30 protein-coding genes are annotated in these 21,064 nt (G+C 22.9%); 9 read left to right on the forward strand and 21 right to left on the reverse strand.

Annotated features, from left to right (window positions below):
* Positions 1 to 54 precede the first annotated feature (54 nt).
* Both mnmG and AACL05_RS00805 read right to left on the reverse strand, forming a co-directional pair.
* Positions 55 to 1,938: a tRNA uridine-5-carboxymethylaminomethyl(34) synthesis enzyme MnmG gene (mnmG, locus tag AACL05_RS00800; RefSeq protein WP_338986087.1), complete on the reverse strand. Its 1,884-nt coding sequence runs from the start codon at positions 1,936 to 1,938 to the stop codon at positions 55 to 57.
* A 284-nt stretch (positions 1,939 to 2,222) separates the two neighbouring features.
* Positions 2,223 to 2,351, reverse strand: a complete 129-nt coding sequence (locus AACL05_RS00805; RefSeq protein ID WP_255495891.1) for a hypothetical protein — start codon at positions 2,349 to 2,351, stop codon at positions 2,223 to 2,225.
* Between the two features lie 242 nt (positions 2,352 to 2,593).
* On the opposite strand from AACL05_RS00805, the gene AACL05_RS00810 reads away from it, so the two are divergent.
* Complete coding sequence (locus AACL05_RS00810) at positions 2,594 to 3,544, forward strand: IS30 family transposase (protein WP_338960236.1); 951 nt, start codon at positions 2,594 to 2,596, stop codon at positions 3,542 to 3,544.
* Between the two features lie 50 nt (positions 3,545 to 3,594).
* Here the strand turns inward: AACL05_RS00810 and AACL05_RS00815 are convergent, their stop codons facing one another.
* From AACL05_RS00815 to AACL05_RS00905, 19 genes are all read right to left on the reverse strand, one after another.
* The gene (locus AACL05_RS00815) at positions 3,595 to 4,383 is read right to left on the reverse strand and encodes an exonuclease domain-containing protein (protein WP_338986089.1); all 789 of its coding nucleotides are present in this window, start codon (positions 4,381 to 4,383) and stop codon (positions 3,595 to 3,597) included.
* Positions 4,384 to 4,964: 581 nt separating this feature from the next.
* Positions 4,965 to 5,342, reverse strand: a complete 378-nt coding sequence (locus AACL05_RS00820) for a hypothetical protein (RefSeq protein ID WP_338986091.1) — start codon at positions 5,340 to 5,342, stop codon at positions 4,965 to 4,967.
* Between the two features lie 18 nt (positions 5,343 to 5,360).
* Positions 5,361 to 5,531: a hypothetical protein gene (locus AACL05_RS00825; protein ID WP_338961782.1), complete on the reverse strand. Its 171-nt coding sequence runs from the start codon at positions 5,529 to 5,531 to the stop codon at positions 5,361 to 5,363.
* A complete protein-coding gene (locus tag AACL05_RS00830) occupies positions 5,500 to 5,655 on the reverse strand; it encodes a hypothetical protein (RefSeq protein ID WP_338961784.1) in 156 nt (51 codons plus the stop codon). The genes AACL05_RS00825 and AACL05_RS00830 overlap by 32 nt, the downstream gene beginning before the upstream one ends.
* A 119-nt stretch (positions 5,656 to 5,774) precedes the next feature.
* Positions 5,775 to 5,969, reverse strand: coding sequence for a hypothetical protein (locus AACL05_RS00835; protein ID WP_338961785.1), 195 nt, complete (start codon positions 5,967 to 5,969; stop codon positions 5,775 to 5,777).
* Between the two features lie 177 nt (positions 5,970 to 6,146).
* Entirely contained in the window at positions 6,147 to 6,323 is a 177-nt protein-coding gene (locus AACL05_RS00840) for a hypothetical protein (RefSeq protein WP_338961787.1), read from the reverse strand.
* A 275-nt stretch (positions 6,324 to 6,598) separates the two neighbouring features.
* Complete coding sequence (locus AACL05_RS00845; protein WP_338961788.1) at positions 6,599 to 6,946, reverse strand: hypothetical protein; 348 nt, start codon at positions 6,944 to 6,946, stop codon at positions 6,599 to 6,601.
* 51 nt (positions 6,947 to 6,997) lie between these two features.
* The gene (locus AACL05_RS00850; protein ID WP_422397355.1) at positions 6,998 to 7,504 is read right to left on the reverse strand and encodes a PD-(D/E)XK motif protein; all 507 of its coding nucleotides are present in this window, start codon (positions 7,502 to 7,504) and stop codon (positions 6,998 to 7,000) included.
* Positions 7,505 to 7,695: 191 nt separating this feature from the next.
* The gene (locus tag AACL05_RS00855) at positions 7,696 to 7,947 is read right to left on the reverse strand and encodes a hypothetical protein (protein WP_338986093.1); all 252 of its coding nucleotides are present in this window, start codon (positions 7,945 to 7,947) and stop codon (positions 7,696 to 7,698) included.
* 6 nt (positions 7,948 to 7,953) lie between these two features.
* Positions 7,954 to 8,775, reverse strand: coding sequence for a Z1 domain-containing protein (locus tag AACL05_RS00860; RefSeq protein WP_338961793.1), 822 nt, complete (start codon positions 8,773 to 8,775; stop codon positions 7,954 to 7,956).
* Positions 8,747 to 9,235 (reverse strand): Z1 domain-containing protein, encoded by a 489-nt coding sequence (locus AACL05_RS00865; protein WP_338963003.1) that lies wholly within the window; start codon positions 9,233 to 9,235, stop codon positions 8,747 to 8,749. The genes AACL05_RS00860 and AACL05_RS00865 overlap by 29 nt, the downstream gene beginning before the upstream one ends.
* A 3-nt stretch (positions 9,236 to 9,238) precedes the next feature.
* Positions 9,239 to 10,087, reverse strand: coding sequence for a hypothetical protein (locus AACL05_RS00870; RefSeq protein ID WP_338961795.1), 849 nt, complete (start codon positions 10,085 to 10,087; stop codon positions 9,239 to 9,241).
* Positions 10,088 to 10,537: 450 nt separating this feature from the next.
* Entirely contained in the window at positions 10,538 to 11,488 is a 951-nt protein-coding gene (locus AACL05_RS00875) for an IS30 family transposase (protein ID WP_338960236.1), read from the reverse strand.
* A gap of 76 nt (positions 11,489 to 11,564) precedes the next feature.
* Positions 11,565 to 12,461 carry a hypothetical protein gene (locus tag AACL05_RS00880; protein WP_338986094.1) on the reverse strand — a complete coding sequence of 299 codons (897 nt, stop codon included), beginning with the start codon at positions 12,459 to 12,461 and terminating at the stop codon, positions 11,565 to 11,567.
* Positions 12,462 to 12,476: 15 nt separating this feature from the next.
* Positions 12,477 to 12,854 (reverse strand): ATP-binding protein, encoded by a 378-nt coding sequence (locus AACL05_RS00885; RefSeq protein WP_338961797.1) that lies wholly within the window; start codon positions 12,852 to 12,854, stop codon positions 12,477 to 12,479.
* A gap of 27 nt (positions 12,855 to 12,881) precedes the next feature.
* Entirely contained in the window at positions 12,882 to 14,093 is a 1,212-nt protein-coding gene (gene dcm / locus AACL05_RS00890) for a DNA (cytosine-5-)-methyltransferase (RefSeq protein ID WP_338986095.1), read from the reverse strand.
* Positions 14,094 to 14,240, reverse strand: a complete 147-nt coding sequence (locus AACL05_RS00895; protein ID WP_338986096.1) for a hypothetical protein — start codon at positions 14,238 to 14,240, stop codon at positions 14,094 to 14,096.
* A gap of 113 nt (positions 14,241 to 14,353) precedes the next feature.
* Positions 14,354 to 14,923: a GNAT family protein gene (locus tag AACL05_RS00900; RefSeq protein ID WP_338961803.1), complete on the reverse strand. Its 570-nt coding sequence runs from the start codon at positions 14,921 to 14,923 to the stop codon at positions 14,354 to 14,356.
* A gap of 21 nt (positions 14,924 to 14,944) precedes the next feature.
* The gene (locus AACL05_RS00905; RefSeq protein WP_338961805.1) at positions 14,945 to 15,958 is read right to left on the reverse strand and encodes a fructose-bisphosphatase class II; all 1,014 of its coding nucleotides are present in this window, start codon (positions 15,956 to 15,958) and stop codon (positions 14,945 to 14,947) included.
* A 646-nt stretch (positions 15,959 to 16,604) separates the two neighbouring features.
* Here AACL05_RS00905 and AACL05_RS00910 point away from each other — a divergent pair.
* The 8 genes from AACL05_RS00910 to AACL05_RS00945 all read left to right on the forward strand — a co-directional run bounded on the left by AACL05_RS00910 (position 16,605) and on the right by AACL05_RS00945 (position 21,064).
* Complete coding sequence (locus tag AACL05_RS00910) at positions 16,605 to 17,441, forward strand: hypothetical protein (protein ID WP_338961807.1); 837 nt, start codon at positions 16,605 to 16,607, stop codon at positions 17,439 to 17,441.
* A gap of 845 nt (positions 17,442 to 18,286) precedes the next feature.
* Positions 18,287 to 18,460 (forward strand): hypothetical protein, encoded by a 174-nt coding sequence (locus tag AACL05_RS00915; RefSeq protein ID WP_338961809.1) that lies wholly within the window; start codon positions 18,287 to 18,289, stop codon positions 18,458 to 18,460.
* Between the two features lie 316 nt (positions 18,461 to 18,776).
* The gene (locus tag AACL05_RS00920) at positions 18,777 to 18,947 is read left to right on the forward strand and encodes a hypothetical protein (protein WP_338961236.1); all 171 of its coding nucleotides are present in this window, start codon (positions 18,777 to 18,779) and stop codon (positions 18,945 to 18,947) included.
* Positions 18,940 to 19,095, forward strand: coding sequence for a hypothetical protein (locus AACL05_RS00925; protein ID WP_338957292.1), 156 nt, complete (start codon positions 18,940 to 18,942; stop codon positions 19,093 to 19,095). The genes AACL05_RS00920 and AACL05_RS00925 overlap by 8 nt, the downstream gene beginning before the upstream one ends.
* A 236-nt stretch (positions 19,096 to 19,331) precedes the next feature.
* Positions 19,332 to 20,282 (forward strand): IS30 family transposase, encoded by a 951-nt coding sequence (locus AACL05_RS00930; protein WP_338960236.1) that lies wholly within the window; start codon positions 19,332 to 19,334, stop codon positions 20,280 to 20,282.
* A 172-nt stretch (positions 20,283 to 20,454) separates the two neighbouring features.
* The gene (locus AACL05_RS00935; protein ID WP_338986098.1) at positions 20,455 to 20,619 is read left to right on the forward strand and encodes a hypothetical protein; all 165 of its coding nucleotides are present in this window, start codon (positions 20,455 to 20,457) and stop codon (positions 20,617 to 20,619) included.
* Positions 20,609 to 20,902: a hypothetical protein gene (locus tag AACL05_RS00940; protein ID WP_338961240.1), complete on the forward strand. Its 294-nt coding sequence runs from the start codon at positions 20,609 to 20,611 to the stop codon at positions 20,900 to 20,902. The genes AACL05_RS00935 and AACL05_RS00940 overlap by 11 nt, the downstream gene beginning before the upstream one ends.
* Positions 20,903 to 20,905: 3 nt before the next feature.
* Positions 20,906 to 21,064 carry a hypothetical protein gene (locus AACL05_RS00945; protein WP_338961242.1) on the forward strand — a complete coding sequence of 53 codons (159 nt, stop codon included), beginning with the start codon at positions 20,906 to 20,908 and terminating at the stop codon, positions 21,062 to 21,064.

Genomic DNA, 21,064 nt, shown 5'->3' on the forward strand with positions numbered 1-21,064 from the left:
GTAAAATATTTAATATATAAAATTAGCGAACTTAATTAAAAAATCGCTAATTTATTAAATATTTAAATTTGGATATTTGCGTTTTAAAAAAAATAATAAAACTTGAATATCAGCAGGACTAACACCAGAAATTCTTGTAGCATGACCAATTGTTAATGGTCTAACACGCTTTAATTTTTCTCTAGCTTCACCAGTAATACTTTCTACTAAATCATAATCAATATCACCAGGAATTTGTTTTTTTTCTAAACTATTAGTTTGTTGCGCCATTTTTAGTTGTTGATTAATATATCCTGAATATTTAATTGTAATTTCTAATTCCATTAATTGATGATATTGTAAATCATTTATTAAAGGTAACTGTGAAGTAAACATTGATAATTTGACACCTGGACGTTTTAATAATTCATAAGCAATAATATGATTATCGGGAATTGGACCTAAATTATTATTATTAATATACTTAGCAACTTCTGAATTGGGACTAACTTTAATAGTTTTTAATTTTTCAACAATATTAGACATTAATTTTTGTTGAATATTAAATTGTGATCAACGTTGTTCACTAACTAAGCCAACTTGATAACCATATTTAATTAATCTTGTTTGAGCATTATCATTTCGTAATAATAAACGATGTTCAGCTAAAGAAGTTAATAAACGATAAGGTTCAACTGTTCCTTTTGTTACTAAATCATCAATTAAAACTCCGATATATGCTTCATCACGCTTTAAAATTAATGGTTTTTCTTTTTTTATTTTTAAATGTGCGTTAATTCCGGCCATTAAACCTTGACACGCTGCTTCTTCATAACCACTAGTACCATTAATTTGACCAGCACTAAATAAGTTTTTAATTAATTTAGTTTCCAATGTTGGTCATAATTGTGTTGGTTCAAAAGCATCATATTCAATAGCATATGCTCATTTTAATACTTCACAATTTTCTAAACCAGGTAATGTTCTCAACATTTTATCTTGCACATCAATTGGCATCGATGTTGAAAAACCTTGGACATAAATTGAATCCAAAGCAAGTGATTCTGGCTCTAAGAAAATTTGATGACGAGGCTTATCAGCAAAACGTACTACTTTATCCTCAATACTTGGACAATAACGTGGTCCAGTACCTTGTGCTTCACCATTATACATTGGTGATTTATCTAAATTATTATTAATAATAGTATGAGTTTTATCATTTGTATAAAGTAAATAACAAGGTAACTGTTTTGCTAATGGTAAAAAATTTTTAGTTTCATGTGAAAATGCTAAAGGTAAATGACTACCTAGTTCAATATTAGTTTTGTCAAAATCAATACTATTTTTTTTAATACGAGGTGGTGTTCCTGTTTTTAAACGTATCATATTAAAGCCTACAATTTTTAATTGTTCAGAAATACCATTACTTGTTCTTTGACCATCTGGTCCTTCTGATTTCTTATTATGACCTTGTAAAGTTAAAGCTGTCATATAAGTGCCAGTAGTTAAAATCACAATTTCACTAGTAATTTTTTCGCCATTCTCTAAAATAACACCCTTAGCAGTGTTTTCTTCAATTATTAATGATTGTACCATAACTTCTAAAATTGTTAAATTTTCTTGTTTATTTATTGCATTTTGCATATATTGTGAATAAGCAATTTTATCAGATTGAGCACGAATAGCTCAAACTGCTGGACCACGTGAATGATTTAATAGTTTCATTTGCAAAGCAGTAGCATCTGCTGCTTTAGCCATTTCGCCACCAAGTGCATCAATTTCACGAACCACAACTCCTTTGGCGGGTCCACCAATAGAAGGATTACATGGCATTAATGCAATTTTAGTTTTATCAAGAGTAATAATAGCGGTTTTATGACCTGCTCGTGCAGAAGATAATGCCGCTTCAACACCAGCATGACCAGCACCAATTACAATAATTTCATACTCATATTTCATTGATTTCACCTCCATTTCATAAAATATTACATATCAAAATTAATAACATCAAAAATAAGAAATTTTATTTTTAATTTCTTTAGTAATGTTATCATAAACAAGCAAAATATTCATGTACTTTTTAGACTTTTATTAAATAAAATTGAATTTTAGTTAATAATCTTCTCAATTATAATTCATTATCTTTTATACAAGATATAAATATTATTTAAAGAATTAGTGCTGCACCTAAAAATAGCAACTGTTTTGATTAATAATCATTAATACTAATTAAAAGCCAGTAATTACTTACTTTTAAGTATTTTATTTATTAGCACAAGATGTGTTTTTATTGAAAAGACACTTTTGTCATTAACATTGGTGACTGTATCCAATGGTGATAAAACATATGCAACATCTATTTCTTTTTCCATAACTGTAACCTCTTTTGTATACAATTTGACTTAAATAATTTATCTTAATATCCCTACATAAGTATAATTATAATGTTAATTTTTAAATTTGCAAATTTTTATTTACTATACCTTTAAACTTAAAAAGTATTTTTATATGCTGAGTTATACTTGTAAGTGCAAGTAAATAAAATTGCAAAAAATTCTCATATAAAAATTTCATAATGCTAAATTTAGTTTAGAAAAAAGTAAGGAGTTTTTATATGAGTTATAAACATCTTGGCATAGATGAAAGGATTTATATTGAGAATCAATTGAAATTTAAATTTAAAATTAGTGAAATAGCTAAAAATCTTAATCGAAGTATTAGTACTATTATTCGAGAAATTAATAGAAATAAAGATAATAATCATTATTTTTCATTAATTGCACAAAATAAAGCTGAAAATCGAAAACAATCACATATTAGTTTTCATAAGTTTAAAAATAAGAATTTAGTAAAATATGTACAACAAAAATTACTATTAGGTTGATCACCTGAACAAATTTATGGCAGAATTAAAAATTTTCATAAAGAGTGAGTTATTAGTTTTAAAACAATTTATACTTGAATTTATTTTGGAATGCTTGATAAAGTTACTAGTAAAAATTTAAGAAGAAAAGGTAAAAAACGAAAATCTAAAGAAAATCGTGGCAAGTTTAATGGTAAATCAATTAAAGAACGAGATATAAATGTTAATGATCGTATAACACTTGGTCATTGAGAAGGAGATACTATAGTATCATCACGAGGTAAAAGCAAATCATGTTTAATAACTTTAGTTGAAAGAGTATCACGATTTACTTTAGCAATATTAGTTAAAAACAGAACTACTAAAGTTATTAATAAAAATGTTAGTTATTATTTATCAATTCTTCCTAAAAACATTGTTAAAACTATTACTTTTGATCGTGGCAAAGAATTTTCAAATTGACAACAACTTGAAAAAAATTTAGATATAAAAATTTATTTTGCCAATCCATATTCACCTTGACAAAGAGGTACTAATGAAAATACTAATGGTTTAATTAGAGAAAAATTTCCTAAAAAATTTATTTTTTCAAAAACTAATAAAAATGAAGTTCATAAATTTATATTGTCTTTAAACCAAAGACCAAGAAAAATACTAAATTATCTTTCACCAATCGAATATTTGGATAGAAAAATAATTTAGTTGCACTTACCTTTACAATTTAGCATATATAAAAATACATCTTATATTAATTAAGATAAAGAATCACCAAATAATTTTCCCATTTTAATATTAAGATTATTATATAAAGTTTTTAAATGGTAATGTTCACTGAAATGTATATTAATTAATTTATGTAAAGTGGTAACATCTGCCAATGGATCATGATGATCAAATTTAATTTGATTACTATGAGTAAGAGCACTTAAACGGTTATTAGGATAATCATATGTTCTTCTAAATAACTTAACTGAACAAATGTAAAAAAAATTAGGACATTTTAAATCATAATGATTAATTAATGATCTTAAGATATTAATGTTAAAGTTAGCGTGATGAGCAATAACAACAGTATTTTCAGTAAAAAAAGTAACGATGTCTACTCATAATTCTTTAAAGTTTGACATTAAAGATACGCTTTCACTTGTAATTCCATGAACATGAGAAAAAGTAAATTCTTCGGGATGTGGTTTAATTAATGAACTATAAGTTTTGACAATTTTACCTTGTGTTACTTTTATCATAATTAATTGACAAGCACTTGTTTTATTCGAATTTGCAATTTCAAAATCAATAAAAACATAATTAGTATTATCAATCCCTCAATCATGAACACTAAATTTTTTCTTATTATTTAATTTTGATTGTTTTCTTTTTAATAACATTTTTTTAGCAAAAAGATTTTTACTATCTTTACTTTTATACTGTTTAAAAGGTGTAATTATTTCTTGTTTTCCTTCTATATTACCTTTTGATTCAGAATTATCATCTGTTTCAAAATCATCATTTGTCTTCTTGAATTTTACACTTTTAAAAAACATATTAATGGCAATAGCACCTTTCTATCTAAATTTTCATAAATTAATATTAGTTATTCCTTTGATAAATTATAACATTGATAAGTTAGAGTAACTATATTTTTACTTATAAAACTTCATTTTTTGCAAAATTCATTAATTAATTATCATTCTTTAACAAATAACTTAATATAATTTATAAAAATAATATTATGAATAAAATATTATATTGTTGACAATAAAAAAGATTGCGGTTGCAATCTTTTTTTAAATAAGAAAAATATTATAATGAACACGAAGGTGAAGAATTATATCTAGTAATTAATGGTTCACTATCATTTACTTCATTTTGAAAATTATTAATTTTTTTAACTTTTTAGCTATTTTAACTTGTTTATTAAGTTCTTTTTCTTCTAATTTTTGATTTTTTGCTTTTAAATTTTTTAATTTATTTTCTGTGTCTTGCAGTTTATCTTCTCTTTTTTTAATTTTATTTTTACTTTTTACAATTTTATCACTAAGTGTTCCTAATAAAGGACTATTTTTTTATTAATTTTTCTTTGACGTTGTGCATCTTTAAGATTCATTCGTACTAGTTTATCTTTTTACAGTTTAGTTATTAACTTATAAATTTTGATACTTATTGCAGCAGCAATTGCTCCTCCAATAACTATTGGTACAGCATAAAGTAAAAAGTCTAATCCTTCAAATAAATCACTAAAAAATGATTCTATCCCTTGTCAACCTTTTTCAAAAAAATTTCCTACGTCTTTTGTAAAATCCTCAAATCCTTTTGAAATATCTTTTCAAATGCCACTAATATCTGAGCCAATATCATCTACACCTTTACCAATTTCTTCTAATCCTTTACCAATATCATTTCCAATATCTTCTATACCTCTTCCAATATCTTCTACACCTTTACAAATATCATTTCCAATATCTTCTATACCTTTAGCAATATCATCTAATCATCCAAACATAATTTTTCTACCTTTCCTTTAACCTAAACTTGGTCTTAATGTTGTTTTATCACTATTATTTATATTTGTTTCTAAACTATTAGCACCTAATACTATTTTATTATTAAACTGATTAATATTGGGATTTAATTCAGACAATGGTTCTCTATTACATTTATTATTTAGTTTTTCTAAATGATCATCTAACATTTTTAATTCAATTTTTAATTTTTTTGTTTTCTACTTCTTTTTCAACCAGTCCCACTTCAAATGTTTTTCTTTCATAATCGTATTGTGCTTTTTGACTTGCTAATTTTGATTTGAAACATTCCATTTGTTCTTCTTTAAATATTTCATTTTTTTGTTTACTTTCTTTTTTTGCTTTATTAGTTTCTAGTTTTCTATCAGCAATAGAAGCGACAACAGCAGTTGATGCTGTTGCTGCTAGTGCTCCTATGTTAATAGTAATCCTCCACCAACTGCAACAGGTCCTATAATAGGCATATTTTTTTTAAATTGTTTTTTAACATTATTTGCAATTTTCTTTGGTGATGGTATTCCACTAGACTTCTTTACTTTTTCATTATCATTAATTTCTAATTCAGATGATGAAGACACATTTGAATTCAATCTTTTAAAATCAGGCATTTTTTATTTCTCTCTTTCTAATCTATAAAATATTTTTTTAAAGTCTTGTTACTGATTCAGTACGTAAAAGGGGTGTTGCATTAGTTTCTAAATTATTAGCAACTGATAGCATATCATTATTAAAATTATTAATGTTTGGATTTAATTCAGATAATGGTTGTCTATTAGAACGATTATTTAGATTTTCTTGTTCTTCTCTTTTTTGATTTTTTTAACTGTTTTACCAACATTTTTTGTAACATCTTTATCTTTCTTGGGAAATTCTGCTTTCATATTATTTTCTAGTTCATTATTATTAATTTCTAACTCAGGTAAAGGTAAATTAGATTTTTTTTCTTTTTTGTTATTAGGCATTTTTATTTCTCTCTTTCTAATCTATAAAATAAAATATGTTTATTTAACTAAATAATTTAATAAAAAAACTAATATAAATAAATCAGAAAATCTATATTAGTAATGAACATTTATTAAATTAATAACAATATAACATATTTTTTTATGAATGTCAGAATCATACATATATGACTATTAAATGATGAAAATAATAGTTAATAATCATTAATAATGTGTGAAAATAATTTCTTTTATAAAAAAACAGTAACACAAAGTTACTGTTAATTAATTTTTATTTATTTTAATTTAAAAACATATATTTTATCAATTCTTGTTGCTTTACCAGCTTTGCTTCCAAGAGAATTAGTAACTTTTTTCTTTTGAATTATTGAATCTTCATAAGTTTCTTCTAATCTTAATGGAATTTCAATTTTAATACTATCCCACATAATATCAAAATAATTACATACTTTTCTATTATTTGCATCACCAACTACTAAAATAACTGAAGTATCTTTATTACATATTTTTGAAATTTGTAATAAATACTCTTTCATAAAAATTTTATACGTTTCTAAATCATGTCTATCATCTAACTTAATGTTTTTATTATCTTTATTAGTATCAAATCCTAATATTCACATCTTAAGTCAATTTTGTCTTGTATAATTAATTAAATTTAAATATATCAGTTTTTAATTATTAAAAATACTAAAAACAGTATTTTCTGTTAAATATTGTATTTTTTCTAAATTAACATCATATTTTAAATTTTTTATACCACTTGGAATTTCTTGAAATTGCGGTATAAAATGGGAGTCGTATATTTTTATATTTAACATAGTTTTTTCTAAATCAATACAAGGGCCTTTTTTAAACTCACTTATTCCAAATTTAAAAAATAAAGTATCTACTTTACAAGCAAATTCATAATCATTAAATATCTCTTTTAATTGTAATGAAAAATCATATAAAGATAGTCCTTTATCTCTTTTACTTAAAATTACTGATGATATAACTTTTTTAGTTTCTTGCGTAGAAAATATTTGTTCATGATTAAAACTATGAATTCTAGAACTATTTGTAGTTGATTTAACCTCTAAAATTAAATTATATCTAAATTCAAAATCAAATAAATTATTAAAATTTGAATGTCAAAATTCAATAATTGATATATTAAATTTAATTTTAAAAAAATACATAGTTAATAATTCACCAAATATTCCATTTGCTTTTTTTTCATCATAAAAAATATTAGTGTGTTCAAATAATTGTCATATTTTATTTACTTCATCAACAATATTTTCTTTTATATCAGAATAATAATTAATTAAATTTAAAATAAATAATTGAAAAGTATTTAATAACTCTTTATCTTCGGAAAGTAACTCTATTATAAGTGAATTAAAAATAGTTTTTTTTCTTCAAAATTTACTTCAACTTTTTTATTAAAATAAATTTTTATATTTTTATTAACTAGAATTTTAGTAGTAATATTTTTTTCATTAATATTAAAAATAACCATAATTTTTCCGTTATTTGTACCCAAAAATATATTTTCTTTAATCTTAATAACTTTTTTTAAATTATTATTAAGTTTTTCAGTAATTTTTTTAAATTCAGTAATTTTATTCGGTGTTAACATAATGCATTACTCCTCTTCCGGTATGTATAAAGCATAAAAAATAGCATTTTTTTCAAGAATAGTATTATTCTTCATTATATCAAACATATGTATTTCTAATAAAATATGTTTTTCGTTATTTGGATATTTAGTTAAATATCTATCACCTTTATAATTTCCACTTTTACCAGCAAAAATACTTACATATCCATTTTCATATTGTTTTCTTTTAAAATTATTTATATCATTTGGTCTCATAAATATCACTTTTAAAGGATAACTATTCTTATCTTTTAATTCTTCTCAATCTTCATACTTAATTTTACATTTATCTAATATTTTAGTTGAAATATTTTCAAAATCTAGTTCAAATTCTTTTATACTATTAAAAGTAATTTCTTTATGAATTATATTTAATCCATATTTTTGTGGAATTGCTTTATTTAATAATTCAAAATATAATTTTTCTTCAGATTCATTATTTTTAATAATGGCATTTTGCGCACATCATGCAACCAAAGAAGTTTGTTCTATTTTTGCTGCTCCTTTTCTCGTAGGTCTAATATCCTTATCCAATTTAATTGCTCTAATTTTTCATTCTTTTAAACAATCATCACTCTTTTCTCATTCTTTTAATTCAAATCATAATGCTTCTTCTGCAATTAAAATTTTTTTAAAATCTTCATCAATTGAATTTTTACAAAATATCCTTATATATTGTAAAAATTTTTCTCTATATCCAAACCATCTTGCGCTTTGCAAAGCTGTATCTGCATTTGTAGTATTTTTTGCTCTTCTAGTTATAAAAGTTACTAAAAGATTAGGAAACGTTATTCCTCTTTCTACCAAATCAGCTCCTATATATAATATTAGGATTTAATGGTTTTGAAGAGGTATTACGATTAGTTTTGTTTGTTGAATTTTTAATTTGAGTTTCTGTTTGATTAACTCTTGAATTTATAACCTCTAATATTTCATTATCCTTTACATTATTAATATCTAATTCTCTATCAAAATATTCTTTAAAACCTAAATTAATAAATTCTAAATAAGATTTATAGCGAAAATTTAAAAAATTTTTATTTTCTGACTTTAATTTTAAATTTTCTTTATATATTTTTAATTTTTTATTAATATTTTCAAAAATTCTATTTTGCTGATTATTTTGTCTTTCTGAATGAACGAGCATTTCAGAAATATCTTCTTCATCATCAAATAATATCTGTTTTAAAGCAGAAGCTACAAAAAAAGTTGATAATGCCTTTTCAAATGATTCTGTTTCTGTAGAATCAACATCTTTTTCATCTAACTTTTAAGTTTCATGTTCATGTAACTTTCTTATATACTTACTACTACTTTCTTCACCATGAAATAAATCTAAACCGGTATAACCTTTCCCTGGATTTATTGTAACTATAAAAGAAGGAGATAAGTCATTAAATTTACTAATTAATAAATTAGCATATGGAGTTGCTGTTATGGAAATATAAGAATGATATATTAATAGTTCTTTTAATTTAATTATTTGCTTATACAAAGTTGTAGGTTCAATTTTTTTAGTATTATAATTAGAATTTAAACTATATTGATCACCTTCATCATCTATAATCATTATCTTTTGATTTTGTAAATAACTACTTTTATTAAAAATTTTATATAATTTTTCTAAATGAGTTTTATTTTTTAAACATGTTATTATTAATTTTTTATTTGTATTATTTTTCATTCATTCTTCCAACTGATTTGAAGGATAAGTTATAGAGGTTATAACTCTACATTTATTTTTATTACTTACATCACTCTCAAAAACTTCTTTTATTCTATCTTCATTTTGAAGTAATAAATCTTTATCTTTACCCCCAATAACAACTCCCAAATTATAATTATTATCAAATGCAAGTGATAATAGTCCTAAAAAATTAGAAGTTTTTCCAGATTGAACCTTTCCTACTACTACTCCTGTTTTTGAATTTGGAATTCCTAAATTATCAATGCATTTTGAAAGTATATTGATTGAATTATTTAAAATAGAATTTATGCCATCCATATCTTTTATTTTGGAATAATATATTTCTTTAAATTTTTTTACATATTCACCAGAAATATTAATTTCTTTAATATCTTCATTAATAAAATCAAATGTTCCTAAATTATTTTCCATTATCCTATTTCCTTTAATTAATTAAGTTATTGATTTATACATTTTTTAAGTATAAATTCATTATTTCAAAAATTTGAACTGGGTCTATTTGTTTATAATGATTTATATACTTTGACTGTATTATTGAAGCAGCTAATGCAATAATAAACCGTTTTAACAATAATAAAAAATCTTCTTCTCCAACATAAGGTTTAAAAAATGGATGTTCTAAATATATTTTAATATTATAAATATTATTTTTTTCATTTTGAACAATATCTATTCAATTTTCTGTTTGATTAATAGATATATCATGTTTAAAATTAATATTAATACTCTTACCATTTTCACTCTTTAAAGTAATTAAATTATCTAAAATTCTATTTTTATCTTCATAGTTTGTTTTTATATCAACCTTAGTTAAGATATCATTTTCATTTAAAGAATGCTAAATTGTAAAGGTAAGTGCAACTAAATTATTTTTCTATCCAAATATTCGATTGGTGAAAGATAATTTAGTATTTTTCTTGGTCTTTGGTTTAAAGACAATATAAATTTATGAACTTCATTTTTATTAGTTTTTGAAAAAATAAATTTTTTAGGAAATTTTTCTCTAATTAAACCATTAGTATTTTCATTAGTACCTCTTTGTCAAGGTGAATATGGATTGGCAAAATAAATTTTTATATCTAAATTTTTTTCAAGTTGTTGTCAATTTGAAAATTCTTTGCCACGATCAAAAGTAATAGTTTTAACAATGTTTTTAGGAAGAATTGATAAATAATAACTAACATTTTTATTAATAACTTTAGTAGTTCTGTTTTTAACTAATATTGCTAAAGTAAATCGTGATACTCTTTCAACTAAAGTTATTAAACATGATTTGCTTTTACCTCGTGATGATACTATAGTATCTCCTTCTCAATGACCAAGTGTTATACGATCATTAACATTTATATCTCGTTCTTTAATTGATTTACCATTAAACTTGCCACGATTTTCTTTAGATTTTCGTTTTTTACCTTTTCTTCTTAAATTTTTACTAGTAACTTTATCAAGCATTCCAAAATAAATTCAAGTATAAATTGTTTTAAAACTAATAACTCACTCTTTATGAAAATTTTTAATTCTGCCATAAATTTGTTCAGGTGATCAACCTAATAGTAATTTTTGTTGTACATATTTTACTAAATTCTTATTTTTAAACTTATGAAAACTAATATGTGATTGTTTTCGATTTTCAGCTTTATTTTGTGCAATTAATGAAAAATAATGATTATTATCTTTATTTCTATTAATTTCTCGAATAATAGTACTAATACTTCGATTAAGATTTTTAGCTATTTCACTAATTTTAAATTTAAATTTCAATTGATTCTCAATATAAATCCTTTCATCTATGCCAAGATGTTTATAACTCATATAAAAACTCCTTACTTTTTTCTAAACTAAATTTAGCATTATGAAATTTTTATATGAGAATTTTTTGCAATTTTATTTACTTGCACTTACAAGTATAACTCAGCGAATTAATATTCTTAAAATTTTCAAATTCTACTTTATTATTAGAAATATTTAACATATTAAAAATTTGTTTATCTGTTCTGGTTACTTTTTGAACATTTAAATTTTGCATACTAACATTATTAAAGGATTTTTCTTTCACACGATACTCTTTAGCGGTTTTTCTATAGTGACTTGATATTTTTTTTATTTTATTTATAAAGGCATCTTCTAAACCATCATTTCAATCAAATGCATCTTTTGTTTCACTAACCGGCCAATTATCTAAATTAATTTCATCAAATAACCTTCTATAAGTAAAACTGCCAGTATCACCAAAAATATCTTTTGGTCTATAACTAGTATCTCGACCGCCAATAATAACTCTTCCTCTTCTAATTAAAGAGAAACCAGATTCTTGTCTACTAAATTTATCACTAATAGCAATAAAACCAGAAAGATTATATTTTATGTTATTAAAATTAATTTCCTCATTAAATTCTTTATAAAACCGTTCTTCTAAATCCGTCACATTATTCTTAATTACTAAAACTTTTGGTAATTCATATGTTAATGATTCTATATCTTCAAAGTTTTTAAAATTATTTTTACCATCAGTATAAATCAAAACATTATCCTTATCATAGTATGACGTTACAAATTTGATTTCAATATTTTTATAATTTAAATCTCTTCTGTATATACTTGAAATTTGTTCCTTTATTTTATTTTCTTGTCTTGTTGTAACAATAAATTTATTTAACTTTCTAATAGTCAACATAGTATAATGAGTGCTTTTATCAACATGTTTTTTAATAATTTCTGCATAATTTTCATTTACTAATTTTTCCACATTTAAAATTGCAGAATATTCACTCTTATTACCATACATTGTACTTACTAATTCTTATTCTTTACCAAATCAACATGCAGCTGTTTTTAAACCCATACCGAATTCATTTCTACCATTTCTATTTTGTGGTGGTTTATTTATTTGCAATGCTCTTTTAAAATTTTCCAAATCCATACCATAAGCATTATCAATAATTTTTAAATAATGATTTTCTTTATTTTTATTATCTTTATGATACAAAATTATGACTTTTAACTTATAATCTTTTTCAACTTGTTTTAAAATATTTTCTTTTTCAAAATAACTTGCTGTCGAATTATCAACAAATTCAGCAATTGCATGCCAGAGTGTATAAGATAATCTTGAATAGGTAGAGTAAATACTAGTTGTTGGTCTTATATCAACTGGTAATTTATCATTAAATTTAAACATAATTACTTAAATAACTCCTTTATAATTTTATATAACTTTTTCAATTAATATTCTATACTTATTAATGATTTCTTTTATAATATCTACATTTATTGAATTTCCTATTCTTTTAAAAGGTTCATTTTCTGAAAAATTTTCAGGAAATATAAAATTATTATAATCAAAACTTTGTAAAAGCAAAGCTTCTTTTATACTTATAAATCTATAATTATTAATTTTTTTATCTCAAATTATTGGTTTACAATTCGTTTTAACAAGCGCAGGAAAAAAATTTGGTTTCTTTATTCTAATGCCTGAATGCCTAAATTGAATAATACATTCTTTAATATCAAGACCACTGCCTCCAATATTCCACTCAAACTTTTGATAAATTTTCTTTATTTTTAATATATCCTTATTCTTATGTCATCATAAATCAATATTGTTTTTATGTTCAAAATAAAATTTTTGATTTTTAACATAAAATTCATATTTTCACTTTGAAAATGAATTAATTTCTGAATTTGAAATTTTAGTTTCAATTTCAAAAAAATCTAATCATATAGGAAATCTCAACGTTTTAAACTTTATCTTAGTTAAATTACAAAATTCTTGCCAAATATCTAATATTTTTGTATCTAATTCAGAAATTATATTCATAGTTCTTTCTTTTAAATCTAAATTAACATTTTCTATATAGTTTAATGCATTATCTCCAAAAAACTTGCTATGTTTTAATTTTAATAAATCAAATGATAAATTATTTAACAATTTTTTAAAATTTTCATTAGAAGTTTTATAAGAATCATGAAATGCCATTAAAAATAATCTCTGTCTATTTTGAGGTATTCCTATATTTAATGGATTTAATATTAGTTCTTTATCTTTTTCATCAAAAAAAATATATCCCAAATCCTTTAAGGATTTTTTCATAGTAGTTCATGTATCACTATTATTATGTTTAGCTAAATATGCCACATTTTCTAAAAGAACTATTTTTATTTCATTATTATAATGATTTTGATTATATTTTTTAATTATTTCTATAATTTTTTTAAATAATTTTCCTTCTTTATGCTTAAGGCCTGTTTGAGAGCCCGCTTTTGAAAAGGGTTGACATGGAAAACCAGCACATAAAAAATTATAACTAATATCCTTATTTGTAAGTTTTTCTATTACTTGTTCACTTTCAATATCATTTAAAAAAATTGATTCATTTTCTGAATTATTAAAAAAATTATGTTTATATGATTTCTGCAATTAGTTCTTCATATGCTTGTTTTTGACGTCAATAATAAGGATTTGTTCAAATGCTGCTACACATTGACTATCTTTAAACAAATCCTTTATAGAAATATGAAATGCACCAATGCCAGAAAATAAATCTATAAATTTTATAGTTTTCATAATTTCCACCTACTAAGAATTTTATATTGTTTTAAATAATATAACAAATTAATAATTGTAATTATTTTAACAAAAAAACTCTATAAAGTTACTCTTTAAATAATATTAAAATATTATTTAAAATACTGACTACGAATAATACTAAATATTTTACAATCACTAACTTTACCATCTTTAATAAAATTACTACGGGAAATTCCTTCAAACTTCATACCAACACTTTCCATCGTTTTCGCTGAAGCAATGTTCTCTTTAACACAACTGCCTTCAATTCTAATACTATCAGTATTTTCAAATCCGTACTTAATAGCAGTTAACAATGCCTCTTTGGCATAACCTTTACCCCATTCTTTTGGATTAAAAGCATAACCTATTTCCAAACATTTAGTGTGAGCAAAATATCTAATAAAGCCACAAGTACCAATCATCGTATTAGTTTTATCATCTTTTAATTGCACTGCTCACATTAAAGAACTTAATTGTTTATATTCTTGTAATAAAGAATTAATAAAACCAATACTATCATTAATACTTTTATGAGCTTTTCACGGTACATATTTTGTCATATTTTTATTCTTCGCATAATTAAATAATTCTTGTGCATCATTTAAAGTAATAGGACGTAGTTTTAAACGTTGACTTTCTAAAACTGGGATGGCAGGTAAACGATCAATATCATTCATAATTTTCTCCTTTAAATATTTTTAAACATATTTATTATATATTTTCATAATTTTTTCAACACTTGGCAATAGTTTATTAACCTGACTAACACTATAAGTAACTTCCATATTTCTAACAACACCATGTGATACAAAAAAAGTATTTAAATAATATGTACCATAATAATATTTAATTACTTTTAAACTTCCACCAACTGTTAAGCCTGTAGCAACAAAACGGACATTTTCATCTTTTACTAAATCTTTAGCAAAATAATATTTATTATATGATAATTTATATTTTTTAATAGCAATATCTTCAATATTAACACGAATCTTAGTATCTTTATCAGTAGATCATATTGTTTGATAGGAAATTAACTTAGTTTTAATATTGCCACCAGCACTTAATGCTAATGCTGCCATTAATGCCCCTTCAGGAGCACCACCAATACCATAAAGAAAATCTGCTTCCTTGTTAATAACATCAATAGCAGCAAGCACATCACCATCACCAATTAAACGAACAATAATACCTAAATCATGCAACTCTTCAATTATTTTTTGATGTCTTGGTTTATCTAAAATAATACCAATTAAGTCATTATGTTTTTTCATTTTTTGCATAGTTTTAATATTAGTAATAAAATCATCTTCATTGTTAATAGCATCTTGTAAATCGGGTCCAACAAATAATTTTTCCATATACATTTCTGGTAACTTTAAAATAGTATTGGGTGTTGCTGCTGCTAAACAAGCAATACTACCAGCAATATTATAAGCAGCAGGATAAGTACCTTCTACTGGATCAACTGCTAAATCATAAGTTAAAGTTTTTCCTTTTCCTAGTTCTTGATTAACAAATAACATTGGGGCTTGATCTAACTCACCTTCACCAACGATAATACGACATTTAATAGGGACATTATCTAACATAATTGTCATTGCTTCAACAGCAGCAAAGTCAACAGCGTTCTTATCTTTACGACCAATAAATTTATAAGCAGCAATTGTTGCCATTTCTACTGCTCTAATTAAATACATATCCTTATTCATATTTTTCTCCATAATAAATGTTCATTGTTAATTATATGATAATTTTTAACAAAAAACTTAATTATTAAATCTCTTTTTTATTACTTTTAAATATTAACGTTATTGATACTTAGTTTTACAAAAAATTTATGCACAAAATTTTGAATTTAAAAAACACTCCCTAAAAAATATGAAAAACTTTAATAATTTCCAAAAGTTATTTCATGAAAAATTATTTTAAAGTTTTATAATTTAAAATAAAGATTTTGACAGATTAAATAGATTAAATAGATTAAATCTAGTAAGAAAATAAAAAAGAATTAAGTATTTAGTAATACTAATTTTAACTAGTATATTAAGTACTAATATGATTATAAACAGCAATATATTTTAAAAAATTAATCAACATTAAACTCATTGCAAACTAAATAATAACTTGATAGCTATCAATTTAACATTTACAAATATTATTTATAAAACTTAATAAAATTTCACTTTGAATGTCCATCTTTCTTGACAACGCTATTTCAAGTTTTCTTAAATTGATAATCTAATAACAAAAGAGAACTAATTCAATCATATTTTTATTTTAAAATAATAAAATTTAAAAATTGTTTTATTTTGAAAGTAAATAAAAATTATTTACTTTCAAAGGAGAGCAAAAATTATGAAATATTTTAATCCAAATTATTGATTTAAATTATGAATATTAATCGGACCATTTTTTAACAATAAAGTGCAATGTACTAATACTATGTCAATTGATAATGAAATAGATTCTAACAATACATTTGACATAACATCAATAAAAAATTTAATATACAATCAAATAGAACTAGAAACAAGAACAAAAGGATTAATTTTACTCAATAGAAATAAGAGAGCAAAAGGAAAAAGAGGAGGAAAAGGAAAAACAAATATTAAATTAAAAAATAAAACAATGATTACCAAAAACGATAATAAAGGAAAGATAAAAAAAACAAGGAAAAATTCTAGAAAAATTATAAGAAAAAATAGTAAAGATTCAAATAAAGAGTCAGGGACTTCTGAAACAGACAAAAGAAATATTGAAGAAAAAAGTTTAAAAAAAAGAAAACCAATAATATTTGAAAGAAAAGACAATGATAAAGCAAAAGATTTTGTTCCTACACCAATCACAATTAATGGAAATGATATTTTAAATATTTTAAAATTAACTAAAAAAGAAATTCGAGCATTCAATGCAACAATACAAATTCCATACTTTAGCAAACAACAAATTGAAACATTTACCTCAACACAGATTACCTGATTTACAATAAAGCAAATTCCATTTTTTACAAAAATACAAATTCCATACTTTAGAAAAAAACAAATCAAAGCATTCAATACAACAACACAAATACCAGAATTTAGAAAATGACAAATTAAAGAAATTAGCAAACAACAAACTCCATGATTTACAGAATGACAAATACCAGCATTCACAACAACAAATTCCATGATTTACAGAAAAACAAATTAAAGCATTAATAGAATGACAAATTGAGTCATTTACAGAATGACAAATTTCACACTTTGCACAAAAACAAATCCAAACATTTACATAATGACAAATATCAGCATTCACAGAACAACAAATTAAAGCATTAACAAAAGAACAAATACAATGTTTTACTAAAGAACAAATTCCATGATTTACCGAAAAGCAAATTTCATCATTTACAGAACAACAAATTCCATGATTTACCGAAAAGCAAATTTCATCATTTACACCATTATGATCAGAAATTATTGGGAGCGTGTCGAAGATGTCGATAACTAAAAAGTTTTAAAAATAGCTCCTTTCTTTTTTAAACCCTTAAATTAAAAATAAATGACAAAAGACGAGAATAAAAATCTTGTCTTTTTTTTGTAATTGTAAAATTTTAAAATTTTTAATAAACCTCTTTAACGCTATTATCAACACGTGTTAGGGAACTAAAAAAGTGAACTACAACACAGTTGTTAAAAATAGTAGCTAGAGCATGTGGACTTGCATGGATAAATAATAAGTGGAGTGATACCTAATAAAATATACTAACCATTAAATGGTAATTCTTGGGGTGGGAGCGAATTGGAAACTAGTATATATAGACCTGTTGTAGGGACCTATTGTATTAATTCTATTCTTTATTTAACCAACCTTGCCACTCCCCAGTGAGCAAGTGTTGGTTTTATTTTTTATTTTTTTTTAAAATTTCATAATTTATTTTTGAGCCCAGAATTGCTGGAATTAATAAAACGAATAGTAGTATTATTAATAATCTAAAAATCAAAATATATGTTCTTTATGCTAGAAGCAACAGAACATATTAGGAAAGGATTATTATGCAAATAGAATTTAAAAAAGAACAAATTGTTAAAGATAAACCACAATCTATTCTTATTGATTATGTTGAATATAAATTATCGCTTCCAAAATGAATGATTAAAAATAATTGTTTTATTGTTGATAACAGTTACACATATTGAGTTTTTAATTTAGAAAATATTAAAAGATAATTAAGTGGTAATGAATTAATAAAATTATTAGAACCATATATTAAAGACCAAAAAATAACTGTTAATAAACCAACTGCTCCAAAAGAATATTATCTTAATGATATAAAACTTGAACCATTAAAATTTTATGAACAGCATAATAGTTGATTTATCGGTGAAATAACAGATAACAAAACTAAAATTACTAATCCTTGTTTTAAATATAACATTACGTGAGAAGAAAACAGAAAAGGTTTTAAAATAAATAATCCATATAAACATGATGATTTACCAATTAATTATTTAGTTACTTCTTATAAGGAAATTTCAACTCATAATGAAAAAGTATTTTTGTTGAACATGTAAACAAAATAAATTAGATTATTTATTCTTTAATACTAATGATATAAAAACAAGAAAATATTTTTTAAGAGATAAAAATAGTAAAGCGATTTGTTATGACTGTATTTTAAATATTAGGTTAAGTAGGAGGTATAAATATGGATAAAGAAAAATTAATTTATTATCTTGATAATGAATTTATGGAATTACTTAAAGATGATATTAGTGATGAAATTAAAATTAATATTAGTAATTGAAAACTTAAATTAATAATGAAATTACAAGAAAAAATTCAAAATGGTGAATTTGATTAATTATGCAATATGACTTAATTATTGGAATTGACCCTGCTGGAATTGGTAATAATGGAATCGTTATATATTCAAATGAAACTAATAGTTATTGTTTTAAATAAAACATTTAAAACAATAACTATTTTAGAAAGTGCTGAGTTATACTTGTAAGTGCAAGTAAATAAAATTGCAAAAAATTCTCATATAAAAATTTCATAATGCTAAATTTAGTTTAGAAAAAAGTAAGGAGTTTTTATATGAGTTATAAACATCTTGGCATAGATGAAAGGATTTATATTGAGAATCAATTGAAATTTAAATTTAAAATTAGTGAAATAGCTAAAAATCTTAATCGAAGTATTAGTACTATTATTCGAGAAATTAATAGAAATAAAGATAATAATCATTATTTTTCATTAATTGCACAAAATAAAGCTGAAAATCGAAAACAATCACATATTAGTTTTCATAAGTTTAAAAATAAGAATTTAGTAAAATATGTACAACAAAAATTACTATTAGGTTGATCACCTGAACAAATTTATGGCAGAATTAAAAATTTTCATAAAGAGTGAGTTATTAGTTTTAAAACAATTTATACTTGAATTTATTTTGGAATGCTTGATAAAGTTACTAGTAAAAATTTAAGAAGAAAAGGTAAAAAACGAAAATCTAAAGAAAATCGTGGCAAGTTTAATGGTAAATCAATTAAAGAACGAGATATAAATGTTAATGATCGTATAACACTTGGTCATTGAGAAGGAGATACTATAGTATCATCACGAGGTAAAAGCAAATCATGTTTAATAACTTTAGTTGAAAGAGTATCACGATTTACTTTAGCAATATTAGTTAAAAACAGAACTACTAAAGTTATTAATAAAAATGTTAGTTATTATTTATCAATTCTTCCTAAAAACATTGTTAAAACTATTACTTTTGATCGTGGCAAAGAATTTTCAAATTGACAACAACTTGAAAAAAATTTAGATATAAAAATTTATTTTGCCAATCCATATTCACCTTGACAAAGAGGTACTAATGAAAATACTAATGGTTTAATTAGAGAAAAATTTCCTAAAAAATTTATTTTTTCAAAAACTAATAAAAATGAAGTTCATAAATTTATATTGTCTTTAAACCAAAGACCAAGAAAAATACTAAATTATCTTTCACCAATCGAATATTTGGATAGAAAAATAATTTAGTTGCACTTACCTTTACAATTTAGCAAGTAAAGATTTTTATAAAATATATTTTCAAATAACTAAAAACAAATTTATTGATAAAAAAATATTAGTTATTGTAGAAAATTTCTTTTTAACTTCAAAACAATTATTAATTAATCCATTAGCAACACCTAAAATTATTGGTACATTAATGGTATTAGTAGAAGACGTTATGAATTGAGATTTTCAAGAAAGCGAACCAAAAAATAAAACTAAAATAGAAAATTATAAAGGAAATATAAAATTTACAAAACATGAACAAGCTGCATATAAACATATTCAATATTATTTAAGGAATTATAAAAATGAAAGATAAAGCAAATTATGTCAAATTAACAGTAAAACTGAGTAACACTATTGAAGCAAAATATTACGAAAAAGGTAATAAAGAATTATATTATAGTGTTCGTGGTCAATGAAATGGATTAAACTACGTTACTTTAATTTTTAATAACCCAAAACTTTATAGACGCTGTATTTTATTAAACAAAAATGATGAAATTATTGTAACTGGTCAAATCTTTAACACTTTAAACATTCCTAAAAATCGTGCATTTTGTTCAATAAATGTTAAATGATTTAAAAAATGAAAAGAGTAAAAAATGATATTATGAAAATTTTTATTAATAGTACCAATATTAATAACAAGTATAACACTAATAATATTTTTAATATTTATTATTAAAGAATTAAAAAATGAATATAAAGTATTAAAAATATTAAATGAAATTGCTAATCAAATTGAAAATAAGGAGAAATAA

It is taken from the genome of Spiroplasma endosymbiont of Thecophora atra, from assembly GCF_964019735.1.
In the GTDB taxonomy this organism is placed as follows: domain Bacteria; phylum Bacillota_I; class Bacilli_A; order Mycoplasmatales; family VBWQ01; genus Spiroplasma_E; species Spiroplasma_E ixodetis_A.